At 42.8% G+C, this 12,126-nt stretch carries 11 protein-coding genes; 8 read left to right on the top strand and 3 right to left on the bottom strand.

The genetic code is table 11. From position 1 onward, the window contains the following. Window positions 1-9: 9 nt before the first annotated feature. From ACVBDY_RS03900 to ACVBDY_RS03885, 4 genes are all read left to right on the top strand, one after another. Window positions 10-573 carry a DUF4126 domain-containing protein gene (locus ACVBDY_RS03900; RefSeq protein WP_447174373.1) on the top strand — a complete coding sequence of 188 codons (564 nt, stop codon included), beginning with the start codon at window positions 10-12 and terminating at the stop codon, window positions 571-573. Between the two features lie 448 nt (window positions 574-1,021). Beyond that, window positions 1,022-1,750: a 3-deoxy-manno-octulosonate cytidylyltransferase gene (gene kdsB / locus ACVBDY_RS03895; protein ID WP_447174158.1), complete on the top strand. Its 729-nt coding sequence runs from the start codon at window positions 1,022-1,024 to the stop codon at window positions 1,748-1,750. Further along, window positions 1,741-2,439, top strand: a complete 699-nt coding sequence (locus tag ACVBDY_RS03890) for an HAD family hydrolase (RefSeq protein WP_447174157.1) — start codon at window positions 1,741-1,743, stop codon at window positions 2,437-2,439. Before kdsB ends, ACVBDY_RS03890 begins: the two co-directional genes overlap by 10 nt. A 298-nt stretch (window positions 2,440-2,737) precedes the next feature. Further along, a complete protein-coding gene (locus tag ACVBDY_RS03885; RefSeq protein WP_447174156.1) occupies window positions 2,738-3,817 on the top strand; it encodes an iron-containing alcohol dehydrogenase family protein in 1,080 nt (359 codons plus the stop codon). Window positions 3,818-3,880: 63 nt separating this feature from the next. Here the strand turns inward: ACVBDY_RS03885 and ACVBDY_RS03880 are convergent, their stop codons facing one another. Continuing rightward, entirely contained in the window at window positions 3,881-4,924 is a 1,044-nt protein-coding gene (locus ACVBDY_RS03880; RefSeq protein WP_447174155.1) for an alpha/beta fold hydrolase, read from the bottom strand. Window positions 4,925-5,271: 347 nt separating this feature from the next. On the opposite strand from ACVBDY_RS03880, the gene ACVBDY_RS03875 reads away from it, so the two are divergent. Together ACVBDY_RS03875 and recQ are read left to right on the top strand one after the other, a co-directional pair. Further along, window positions 5,272-5,604, top strand: coding sequence for a single-stranded DNA-binding protein (locus ACVBDY_RS03875; protein ID WP_447174154.1), 333 nt, complete (start codon window positions 5,272-5,274; stop codon window positions 5,602-5,604). A gap of 135 nt (window positions 5,605-5,739) precedes the next feature. Beyond that, a complete protein-coding gene (recQ, locus tag ACVBDY_RS03870) occupies window positions 5,740-7,830 on the top strand; it encodes a DNA helicase RecQ (protein ID WP_447174153.1) in 2,091 nt (696 codons plus the stop codon). Between the two features lie 7 nt (window positions 7,831-7,837). Here recQ and ACVBDY_RS03865 read toward each other — a convergent pair whose 3' ends face one another. Further along, window positions 7,838-8,047, bottom strand: a complete 210-nt coding sequence (locus ACVBDY_RS03865) for a hypothetical protein (RefSeq protein ID WP_447174152.1) — start codon at window positions 8,045-8,047, stop codon at window positions 7,838-7,840. Between the two features lie 387 nt (window positions 8,048-8,434). Continuing rightward, entirely contained in the window at window positions 8,435-9,289 is an 855-nt protein-coding gene (locus tag ACVBDY_RS03860; protein WP_447174151.1) for an AraC family transcriptional regulator, read from the bottom strand. A gap of 327 nt (window positions 9,290-9,616) precedes the next feature. Between ACVBDY_RS03860 and ACVBDY_RS03855 the strand changes: the two genes are divergently transcribed. Both ACVBDY_RS03855 and ACVBDY_RS03850 read left to right on the top strand, forming a co-directional pair. Continuing rightward, window positions 9,617-11,236 carry a UxaA family hydrolase gene (locus ACVBDY_RS03855; RefSeq protein ID WP_447174150.1) on the top strand — a complete coding sequence of 540 codons (1,620 nt, stop codon included), beginning with the start codon at window positions 9,617-9,619 and terminating at the stop codon, window positions 11,234-11,236. A 101-nt stretch (window positions 11,237-11,337) separates the two neighbouring features. Beyond that, entirely contained in the window at window positions 11,338-12,093 is a 756-nt protein-coding gene (locus ACVBDY_RS03850; protein ID WP_447174149.1) for an SDR family NAD(P)-dependent oxidoreductase, read from the top strand. Window positions 12,094-12,126: the final 33 nt, after the last annotated feature.

The raw sequence follows: 12,126 nt of genomic DNA, 5'->3' as shown, positions 1-12,126 counted from the left end.
AACAATATGATCACAACCGAAACAATTATTAGTATATTTCTGGGGATAGGACTCGCGGCCAGTGTTGGTTTTCGTGTTTTTTTGCCTTTACTTGTATTGAGTCTGGCATCCTATTTCGGTATGTGGGAGCTCAATGAAAGCTGGCATTGGCTCGGGGAACTTCCTGCTCTTATCATACTGAGTGTAGCCGTCATTGCCGAAATTTTTGCATATTACATCCCCTGGGTAGATAATTTGCTGGATAGCGTAGCGCTCCCTTTGGCCGGGATTGCCGGAACACTGGCAGTGGTTTCTACAACGGCCGGCCTGAATCCGGCCATGACCTGGACCATAGCACTGATTGCCGGGGGAGGAACGGCTACCGCCATTAAAGGAGCGTCATCAGCCACGCGGCTTACATCCTCCGTCACTACCGCCGGAATTGGTAACCCTGTAGTTTCTACTATAGAAACTATAATCTCGGTAATTATGTCGGTCCTCTCCATATTTCTTCCCATAGTAGCTATTATTCTGGTTATCGTTATTCTGCTTGTAGTGTTTCGCTTTTACCAGAGAATACGCCCTAAGAGATGAAGGGATATCCGGGGGAGCTCCTGTTTTTTTAAGCATTCGGAAATTTCTTGTTTTGAAAAACGCATGATAATTATTTTTCCGGCTAACCGGAAATAATTATTTTTGGCCTTTTGATTTAAAAGCCCCGATAGAGGATGTATCTGTTCTTTTTTAGTACATGACAAAAATTTAATTTCGATAATTTCTCAATTTGTTACCCAGCCCTAAAGGGAGCAAATCGAGAAAAATGAGGCTCCCTTAAGGCTGGGAGTAAGCTGATTTTCCAAGAAACCTGGTGAAAACAATTTTTGTTATGTTCTAAACCGTTGTTTATTTGAACGGTTGCTGAAAGAAAGAGATGTCAAAAAATCCATACAGGGCAAAACGAGTAGGTAATTAATAAGGGTATAAAAAACTTCGGATTTCCCCGCAAAGGCATAGAAACTCCGTTTTATTCGACAATTAGTGTATGAAGATCATAGCAATGATACCGGCCCGTTATGCAGCTACCCGTTTTCCGGGGAAGCTGATGCAGGACCTCAATGGCAAACCCGTGATTCTGCGAACTTATGAAGCAACGGTGAAAACCGCACTTTTCGATGACGTTTTTGTAGTCACGGACAGTGATATTATTTATAAGGAAATTACAGCTAACGGAGGTAAAGCCATAATGAGTGTTCGGGAACACGAGTGCGGAAGCGACAGGATAGCAGAAGCGGTTGAAAACCTTGGGGTGGATATTGTGGTCAACGTACAGGGAGACGAACCCTTTACCGAGAGGGAGAGCCTCAGTAAGGTCGTGGAAGTCTTCCGGGAAGATCCGGAGAAAGAAATAGACCTGGCTTCTCTTATGACAGAGATCAAAGACTGGGATGAGATAAGTAATCCCAATATCGTAAAAGTCATAGTTGATAATCGTAATTTTGCACTTTACTTCTCGCGTTCCCCCATACCATACCCCCGGGCAAAAGAAGTAGGTGCGAGGTATTTTAAACACAAAGGTATATATGCGTTCAGGAAAAGCGCTATAATGGACTTTTATCACCTGCCCATGCTGCCACTCGAAGCTTCCGAAAAAATAGAAGCTATACGTTACCTGGAATACGGAAAAAAAATAAAAATGGTGGAAACCGGGATTGAAGGAATAGAAATAGATACTCCCGAAGATCTGGAACGAGCAAAAAAAGTATGGAAATAAAATATGAGGACATTAAAGTAATTGGTTTTGATGCAGACGATACTCTTTGGGTAAATGAAACCTATTTCCGGGAAGCCGAACAGAAATTTGCCCGGCTGTTGTCGCATTACGAAACAGAGAATAAAATAGACCAGGAACTGTTTAAAATGGAAATGCAAAATCTCGAACTGTACGGTTATGGTATTAAAGGATTTGTATTGTCTATGATAGAGAGTGCCATAGATCTTTCCAATGGAAAAATAGCTACCGCAACCATATCGGAAATTCTGCATCTTGGTAAAGAGATGATCTCAAAACCCGTGGAGTTACTCGATGGTGTGGACGAAGTGCTTCATGCACTCAGCAGCAAATACCGGCTTATAGTGCTTACCAAGGGAGATCTTCTGGATCAGGAACGGAAAATGGAACGGTCCGGCCTTTCTGAATATTTCCATCATATAGAAGTACTCAGTGACAAAAAAGAAGATAACTACCGGAATCTGCTGGAGCACCTCGAAATAAAACCCGAAGAATTTCTCATGGTCGGGAATTCTTTGAAATCGGATGTATTGCCCATAATGAATATAGGGGCATATGCGGTTCATGTACCTTTTTACACCACATGGGTACACGAAATGGTAAAGGAAGGTGAAAATAACGGCGGATACAAAACTATTAATAACATTAAGGAAATACTAAATTTTTTGTAGTGGTCAGAAAATCGGACCTAGATAACAAGGACCGGAAAGAACACTTCCGGGTTTTTTAAAGACTTTAATAAACCTTTTTTCGGAATGACCTTTAACACAGATATTACCGGCGCCTGCCACCGATGTAAGCACGAAAGGTTTCGCTTTTTATTTGTTATCTGTGTTTCTTGGGAATTATTTATATCCCTTACAAGAAGTTTTAGGTTTAAGGACCTCATCTCCAAAATGTCTTTAGGGAAGATATATTGAAAGGATGATGGGGAAGAATTGAATAAATAGAACACAAAAAGCAAAATGTATGAATTTTAGAAATTTTCCTATGGTGCCCAGGGTTGTCTTTGGCCGTGGCAGCTTTGACCAGTTGGAAGAAATAATTGCTTCAAAACGTACTGATACCAGTTCACCGTTTATCTTTTTAGTAGATGATATTTTTGAAAATACCGACCTGGAGAAAAGGATACCGCTAAATTATAATGACAAAATTATCTTTGTCAATGCCGGGACAGAACCGAAGACATCTCAGGTGGATGACCTAAGGGATCAGATAACAGAAAAATTTGAGCGGTTGCCTTCCGGCATTATAGGCATTGGTGGAGGAACTTTAATGGACCTGGCCAAAGCATTATCCATCATGCTTGTCAACCCCGGTAGTACTGCAGATTACCAGGGATGGGATTTGGTAAGGGTTCCGGCACTGTACCATGTTGGGGTTCCTACCATTAGCGGCACGGGTGCCGAAGTGTCGAGAACTACGGTGCTGACCGGCCCGGAGAAAAAACTGGGTATTAATTCGGATTATACGCCCTTTGACCAGGTGGTGCTGGACCCGGACCTATGTGTGGGAATACCTTTAAACCAGTGGTTCTATACCGGGATGGACTGTTATATTCATTGTATAGAATCCCTAACGGGTACCTATCTGAATGCTTTCAGCCAGAGTTATGGTGAAAAATCCCTGGAATTGTGTAATGAGGTTTTTTTCAATGGCTCGTTGCCCGAAGAAGAATCCCGTGATAAACTGATGATGGCTTCCTGGCACGGCGGGATGAGTATAGCCTATTCACAGGTAGGCGTGGCCCATGCCATGAGCTATGGCCTGTCTTATCTGCTAGGTACCCGGCATGGTATGGGAAATTGTATTGTTTTTAATCACCTGGAGGAATTTTATCCGGAGGGCGTGAAACAGTTTAAGAAGATGGTGGACAGACACGGGGTAGAGATCCCCGGAGGTTTATGTGCTAATCTCACAGATTCGGAATTTGATACCATGATCAAGGTGTCCCTGGGAATGGTCCCGCTATGGGAAAATGCCTTGGGTAAAGATTGGCAGAAGATCATTACCCGGAAAAAATTAAGGGAAATGTACGAAAAGATGTAAAAAATTCATCCGGAAAAGTATATAGAAGCACCCATAGTTTTTGAAGGCTACGGGTGTTTTTTGTCAATCTTCCCGGATAAAGTTCGCAATTTCTTCGATCAGTCTGGTTCGGCCTCTTTCGGGACGGTCAAGAAAGAGGTAATGGGTTCCGGGAATAGTTACAACTCGTTTTTTATTGATATTAAGGTCGTTGTCTATGGCAGCCAGATCTTCGGGCCTCGACCAGAAATCCAGTTCGCTTCGTATAATTAGGGAAGGAGTAGTAATATCTCCGGCATCCCAGTATTTTTTACCGTTAGACATATAAAAACTTTCTTCCCGGTATCCGCCGGGTACGATCATGGTGTCCTTTAGCGATGAAAGTTCTACAGCAGTTTCAGCATAAGCATCCGCGATGCGCGGATCCCGCCACTCGTCCCCATCGGTTAGTGGAATGGTCGAGGTCCATTGCCTGGTCAGTACATCCTTTGTCGACTTCCGGAAAAATCCTTGTTTGTCAAATCTTAAAGGATTTTCATCTGATTGAAAATACTGTTTTAATTCCCAGGGTGCATTCACACCATACAGGGAATTCAGAGAAATAAAGTGAGCCAGCTTTTCGGGATGCCTGGTCGCGTAATAACCGCCCCAATGCCCTCCGGTGGCCCACCCGAAATACGAGACCTTCTCGGTGTTTTCCTGTTTTCGGATAAAATCAATGGCCGTATTGATGTCTTTTGCGGCTTCTTTATAATTGCCTGTGACCAGTGCAGAGTCGGAAAGATCATAATCCGGAAGTGTGGATTTCTCCCAGCCCCTTATATTTAACAAGTATACTTTAATGCCCTTGCGTGCAAGATCAGCTGCCAGCGATCCGCCCGGCACATTAAGGTCAAACGAAGCTATGGCGCCGGGACCTCCCCCGTGTACCATAAGCAGAGGGTAACTGTTGACAGAATTATGATTTATTACCGATACTTCCCGAAGATGTAGCTCTACTTTATCTTCTCCTTTTATACAATGATCCTGCCTCTTCAAATTCCCTGTTTCCTTTTTGTCCCGAAGACAGGAAGTGAGGCAAAAACAAAAGCATAGCAGTGACAAAAGCTTGGCAACATAATTTATCATGAGTGTTAATGTTTTGAAAATAAGGTTTAAGAGCAGAAATAAATATAATAAAAAACATGGATTTCTTGTCGAAACCATTTTCCATTTAACTATAGGGAGGGGTATAAAATAATATAAAGTAGAAAAACAGATAAAAATAAAGTAAAAAATAATTAATCTGTTATGTTTGTAACATGTTGATATATAGTTATAAAAATATTTTTAAATATTTACAATTAAGTACAAACGATTACAAACGAAAGTAATCACTTAATAACCGATTAAGCGATAAGCATGATTTTAAGTTTGTCTCGTTGGATGTTCAAAATCTGACGATACAAATTGTTTAACCATAAAATCATATAACTATGAATGCAATCAGAAACAAAGTACAGTTAATCGGGAGGTTAGGGCAGGACCCAGAATTTGTTAATTTCGAGAACGGTGGCAAGTTAGCCAGGTTCTCCCTGGCTACTAATGATAGCTATAAAGACAAAAGTGGTGAAAAAGTAGAGCGTACCTACTGGCATAATATCGTAGTGCGGGGTGGCCTTGTAAACGTGGTAGAGAGCTTTGTCTCCAAGGGAAAGGAAATCGCCATTGAGGGTAAACTTGCCACCCGTACCTGGGAAGATGAAAAAGGAAACAGGCGGTATATAACGGAAATAGTTTGTAGCGAACTGCTTTTGCTAGGGAAATAGGCAGGCAAAAATGCCCGTGGAGATGCGATCGAACAATCCTGCAACTACGGGCATTTTTCTACCTACAGGTTTGGTGTTCGTGAAATATTACGGACATTTGGTAACGATTTGAAAAATGTATTTTAGTTGGGTCTTATGACAGATACACAGCGTACACATCAGTATTTAAAAACACATTTTGGTTATGACAGTTTTCGTCCTAACCAGGAACAGATAGTAAACGATATATGTAACGGCAAAGATGTCCTGGCCATTATGCCTACCGGGGGAGGGAAATCCCTGTGTTTCCAGTTGCCGGCCCTGATGATGGAGGGGACGGCCATTGTGATATCACCACTCATAGCATTGATGAAGGACCAGGTAGATGCACTTCGCGTCAATGGTGTGGAAGCCGCATGCTATAATAGTAACCAAACCTCCGAAGAACAATCCGGGTTATGGGAAGTGCTCCGGAACGGAAAATTGAAATTACTTTATGTGGCCCCGGAAAGTCTGCAACAGATCATGCCCGTGCTTTCCGGAAACTCTATCAGCATGATAGCCGTGGACGAAGCTCATTGCATATCGGCCTGGGGACATGATTTTCGTCCTGCGTATACCAGGCTCGGTGATTTGAAAACCCGTTTTCCCGGAGTACCCGTAGCGGCATTTACAGCTACAGCGGATGCATCCACCAGGGAAGATATTATCCGGCAACTGGATATATCTCGGGCATCACAGTACGTAGCATCTTTCGACCGGAAAAATATTTGCCTGGAAGTACGTCCCGGAAATAACCGCCTGAAACAGATAATCAATTTTCTGAAGGAACGGCCGGATGAGAACGGGATTATCTATTGTCTGAGCCGTAAGGCGACGGAAAAACTGGCTGCCAAATTACGGCAAAATGGCTTTGAGGCCAGGGCATATCACGCGGGAATGTCTTCAGGCAAACGTACATCCGTACAGGAAGATTTTACAAACGATCGTATAGGTATAGTCGTGGCTACCATTGCTTTTGGTATGGGAATAGATAAAAGTAATGTACGCTGGGTTATCCATTATAATATGCCGAAAAATATAGAGGGGTATTACCAGGAAATAGGCCGTAGCGGTCGTGATGGACTACCGGCACATGCGCTTCTGTTCTACAGTTTTGCAGATGTAATACAACAACGAAGGTTTATGGAAGATTCCCCCACAAGGGATTTTCAACTGGCAAAACTGGAACGCATGCAGCAATTGTCGGAAACATTGCATTGTCGCAGGGTCGCTTTACTCAATTATTTCGGGGAGCAACTGTCGGAAGATTGTGGGAATTGCGATGTCTGTTTATCACCTCCGAAGTATTTTGACGGAACGGTACTGGCACAGAAAGTATGTTCGGCCGTAGCCAGGTTAAATGAAAAAGAAGCCCTAGGAATCCTGACAGATGTTCTCCGAGGAGCACAGAATGCGGCGGTTTTGGAAAAGGGATATGACAAGGTAAAGACATACGGAGCGATAAAAGATGTTTCCTGGAAAGATCTGCAGCAATATATCATCCAGATGGTTAACCAGGGAATACTTGAGGTCCGGTTTCAGGAAAACGGCAGATTGGTATTGACATCCCTGGCAAAGGAAATACTTTTTGAAGGAAAGAAAGTGAGACTGGCAGCGCTCATACAACAGAAAAAGGAATCTACTCAAAAAACGGATAAACGTAAAGTTACGGATACGCTTTTCCTGAAACTCCGGGAACTCCGTTCTGCAATAGCAGTGGAAGAAAACGTACCCGCCTATATCGTTTTCAGTGATGCCAGCCTGAAGGATATGGAAGCCAGACTACCCTCTGATAAGGAAGAATTCGAAGATGTAGCCGGGGTAGGACAGGCCAAAAAAGAAAAGTATGCAGATCGTTTTCTCAAGGTCATTGGGCAATACCGGAAGTCCCTTCAGAAACAACTTTCTACACACGATCGGACTTTTACACTTTACAAAGAAGGTCTTACTATAAAGGAAATCGCAGAGGAACGGGAGCTTAAAACAGATACCGTCATGGGGCATTTATTGAAAAAGAATGAAGAAGGGGAAAATATAGACCTTTCACAATTCATTTCACAAGAGGAAATACAGGCCATAGAAAAAGCCCGGGAAAAGCTGGAAACACCCGACGCTCTTCGTCCGTATTTCGATTATTTTGAAGGAAAGGTGCCCTACTGGAAAATCCGGTATGGGTTGTATCTGAATGCTGCCCGAATAAAGTGAAGCATTGTCATACTTTTAAATGCCCTTGTTTTATAAGTATGACGAAAAGATGTACCAGGGAGTGGGCTTTAAACTTTTTTTTAAGTTTTTTGAGCTCCTTTTCTATAGTACTGAGACTGTTGGGCGTAATCTCCCTTTTCTTTAAATATTGGGCAATTTCCTGCTGGTGATAGCCATCGGCCATTTTCTTAATAATAATCTTTTGTATCCTGTTCATACTAAAATAACGCAATATTTCCTGTTCTGATCATAGTAATCCGTAAAATTGATCCACTTTTGATTCTTACTAAATTTCTCCGCGGATAATTGGTTTATATCAATTTTAATGTCCGGTTGATAGATTTTTAAATTCTAAGCGGTTTAATATTAGAGTATAACTGCCAAAATATGATTTTATGATTTTTGCCTCCCCTTATTTTTTTACTGGTGGTCAATTTTTACCAAAGTTGTTAGGGGCAATGGAATGATTTTTTGCCAAAGATGATATTGAAAGGTTTCGTAAAAGAATGTACTTCTGATGTTCGGGAAATGGATGTTACGAAGGGATACTTGATCTCGATTTAAGGTTTTATTCCCTTCCCTCAGTTACTTTACAGGCTTACATTTAAACCTGTCCTCCGCGATATTCCGAAGGGGCGACTCCCTTACTGCGCTTAAAGATCCGGTGGAAATAGGAAAGACTGTTAAAACCTGAAGCGTAGCATACATCAGAAATTGATCGCGAAGTATCTTCCTCCAATAGTGTTTTGCAGGCGAAACTTACCCGGATGTCATTGAGAAATTCTACGAAGGATTTACCTGTTTTCATCTTAAAATACCGGCAAAAGGCGGTTTTGTTCATTCCGGCGTAAGAAGAAATATCCGTCAGGGACAGTTCTTCCTGGAAGTGAAGCATGATGTATTGGAGTATTTTATTGAGTTTTTTGTCCCCCGAATTAAACTGGTCAATCCAGGCAGGAGTGGCCAGTTGTATCTTCTCTTTTTGTTCCAGATGGTACAATATTCGCAAAAAATAAAGGGTGTTCTCCTGAATGTTGCCGTTTGTGGTCTTCCTGAATGTTTTATAGGTTTTTTTCTCCGGTGAAGGGAATAATGTACCTGTTACCGAGTGTTTTATGAGGGAGGATATATAACCGAATTCAACGGAGTTTTCACAAAATCCCCGGATGAATTCATCCCCGAAGTGTACTACATAGGCCTCGGAGACCTCTTCATCTCCGGAAGAAAGGCCGGTCGGGGAAGTTTCGAACATATGAGGCAGATGCGGCCCTATCAGAAATACATTTCCGGGTTGATAAGGCCCTATATGGTCTCCGACATAAACCGTGCCCCTTCCTTTGGAAATGTATACCAACTCATATTCCGGATGGTAATGCCAAAGTTTCAAAAACTCCTTTTCCCGGTGGAGTGAAACTTTAAAATTTGTTTCCAGGTTTTTATGCAGGAAATGTAAATCCATCCATGATTTTTTAGTAACACTGCATTAATGCAAATATTGTACAATTAAGAGCAAATATATAGGAACTTTTCGTTGGAAAAACCATTTACTTTTGAAATTTCCGGAATATGGTTCTTCAGGAGTGATGAAAAAGGAAATGAAAAGCGCTTATTACCAAATAGAATTAAAGTTTTGCCAGTGACAGACAAACTTGTGATTTAATTACAGTTACTCCAGGGCAGAAATGAGACCGGAATTTCCTTATTCTACTCTTTGGGGTGAGGCAAGGAATAAACCCTTTGAACTGCAGAACAAAATTTTATAAATACTATTTTTTATTACATATCATTGGAACGATTTTTAAAAATACATCCTGAGGATAACGTGGTCGTGGCCCTTACGGATCTGAACAAAACTGACAAGGTAGTCATAGAAGGCAAAGAGCTGGAATTGACAGAAGATATCCCTGTGAAGCACAAATTCACACTGGTGCCGATGAAAGAAGGAGATACTGTGTATATGTACGGTGTACCTGTGGGAAAGGTGGTTGCTTCACTTTCTGCCGGAAGTATGCTTACAACCGGAAATACCAGGCATGTGGCGGCGCCCTATCAGATAGGGGCACAGGAGTATAAATACAAACAGCCGCCAGTAGATAAATATACCCACCGTACTTTCCAGGGCTTTCACAGGAAAGATGGCCAGGTAGGTACGGGCAATTACTGGTTGTTTGTGCCATTGGTTTTTTGCCAGAACCGGAATCTGAAGATATTGCAGGAAGCCCTGGAAACCGAATTGGGGTTCCGTAAAGAGAATCCCTATAAACTCCAGGTGAGGGAACTCGCAGGGAAATTCAGAGATACAGCCAGGGAAGCGGAAAATATCATAGAAACCCCCAAGATATTCCCTAATGTAGACGGTATTAAATTCCTCATCCATGAAGGAGGGTGTGGGGGCACACGACAGGATGCACAGTTATTGGTCAACCTGCTGGCGGGTTATATCCGGCATCCTAATGTGGCCGGGGCAACGGTATTAAGCCTCGGATGCCAGCATGCCCAGATGTCTATGCTCGAAGAAGCCCTGGAACGTAAGGGCGAAGAACTGGAGAAACCGCTCTTATTCTTCGAACAGCAAAAATATCCGTCTGAGCATGCCATGTTGCAGGAAATTATCCAGGCAACTTTCGACGGACTGAAAGAAGCAAATAATAATTACAGGCAACCGGCATCGTTGAATAAACTTACTTTGGGACTTGAATGCGGTGGCTCTGACGGCTTCTCCGGGATTTCCGCCAATCCGCTGATCGGAGTGGTGGCAGATAGGATAAATGCATTAAAAGGGAAAAGTATTCTTTCCGAATTTCCGGAACTGTGCGGGGTGGAGCAAGATCTTATAGATCGCTGTGTACGAAGGGAGACCGCGGAGAAATTTGTCCGCCTGATGGAAAATTACGAAGCGAGGGCTCATGAATTAGGATCCGGCTTTGACATGAATCCTTCTCCGGGGAATATCCGGGACGGATTGATCACTGATGCCATAAAATCTGCCGGGGCAGCTACAAAGGGTGGAAGAAGCCCGGTAGCCGATGTGCTGGATTATGGGGAATATGCTACCAGGGAAGGGCTTAGTCTTCTCTGTACACCAGGTAACGATGTGGAGTCCACCACAGGACTTGCAGGCTCCGGTGCGAATATTATCCTCTTTTCCACCGGACTCGGAACCCCTACCGGGAACCCGATATGTCCCGTAGTGAAAATTTCCTCCAATTCCATGCTCCCTCAAAAAATGAAAGACATTATAGATTTCGATGCAGGAAGGCTCTTCTCCAGCGGAATATCACAGGAAGCACTGGCAGATGAATTGATGGAGCTTATCATAGCAGTGGCAAGCGGGGAAAAACAAACCTGCGCTCAAAAGTTGCAGCAGGACGATTTTATTCCCTGGAAAAGAGGAATATCTTTGTAGCGTGGCACCCCGTATAAACCGGGAATATTTTCGATAAATTATAAAAAAAACGGTAGACTGCCCTGTAGTTTGCCGATGTATAAAAATAAAACAAGTACAAAATGTCAAAAAATGTAATCATCACCGGGGGAGGGTCCGGTATCGGGGCTGCGATCAGCTGTATATTTCTGGATAAAGGACACACGGTTTTTATGCTTGAGAGAAACGTGGAAAATACCAGGGAAGCTTTTTCCGGGTATAGGGAAGACAAATTGCGTATCATCCCCTGTGATGTCAGCGATCAGTCCCGGGTGGTACAAATTATCAACGATATAGCCGCTTCCGCTACTATCGATGTTCTCATCAATAATGCAGGAATATCACATATAGGTACGGTAGAAACCACTGCCGAAGAAGATATGGACAAGCTCTTTGCCGTCAATGTAAAAGGGGTTTATAATTGTATTCATGCCGCAATACCTTATATGAAAAAAAGCGGCGGTGGAGTCATTCTCAATATGGCATCCATAGCATCTCATGTGGGAATTGCCGATCGTTTTGCTTATTCCATGACCAAAGGGGCTGTACTGGCTATGACCTATTCGGTGGCCAAAGATTACGTGGCGGACGGTATCCGCTGTAACAGTATTTCTCCGGCAAGGGTGCACACACCATTTGTAGATGGATTCCTGGCTAAAAATTATCCCGGAAAAGAAAAGGAAATGTACGACAAACTGTCGAAGACCCAACCCATAGGGCGAATGGCCAAACCGGATGAAGTAGCAAAACTGGCCTATTTTCTTTGCTCGGACGATGCCTCTTTTACTACAGGAACAGATTATCCCCTGGACGGAGGGTTCATTAAACTGAACAGTTAGAAAGAAATCTTGCTACACCGGGAAATAAGTTAA

The sequence above is a fragment of the Sinomicrobium halophytocola genome (genome assembly GCF_052983395.1).
This window is presented reverse-complemented; position numbering and strand designations above follow the sequence as displayed.

Excerpts from the sequence above, each read along its gene's own strand:
- recQ (WP_447174153.1), top strand. The coding sequence starts at position 5,740 with ATGACAGATACACAGCGTACACATCAGTATTTAAAAACACATTTTGGT.
- ACVBDY_RS03885 (WP_447174156.1), top strand. The coding sequence starts at position 2,738 with ATGAATTTTAGAAATTTTCCTATGGTGCCCAGGGTTGTCTTTGGCCGT.
- ACVBDY_RS03860 (WP_447174151.1), bottom strand. The coding sequence starts at position 9,289 with ATGGATTTACATTTCCTGCATAAAAACCTGGAAACAAATTTTAAAGTT.
- ACVBDY_RS03875 (WP_447174154.1), top strand. The coding sequence starts at position 5,272 with ATGAATGCAATCAGAAACAAAGTACAGTTAATCGGGAGGTTAGGGCAG.
- ACVBDY_RS03865 (WP_447174152.1), bottom strand. The coding sequence starts at position 8,047 with ATGAACAGGATACAAAAGATTATTATTAAGAAAATGGCCGATGGCTAT.
- ACVBDY_RS03890 (WP_447174157.1), top strand. The coding sequence starts at position 1,741 with ATGGAAATAAAATATGAGGACATTAAAGTAATTGGTTTTGATGCAGAC.
- ACVBDY_RS03880 (WP_447174155.1), bottom strand. The coding sequence starts at position 4,924 with ATGATAAATTATGTTGCCAAGCTTTTGTCACTGCTATGCTTTTGTTTT.
- ACVBDY_RS03850 (WP_447174149.1), top strand. The coding sequence starts at position 11,338 with ATGTCAAAAAATGTAATCATCACCGGGGGAGGGTCCGGTATCGGGGCT.
- kdsB (WP_447174158.1), top strand. The coding sequence starts at position 1,022 with ATGAAGATCATAGCAATGATACCGGCCCGTTATGCAGCTACCCGTTTT.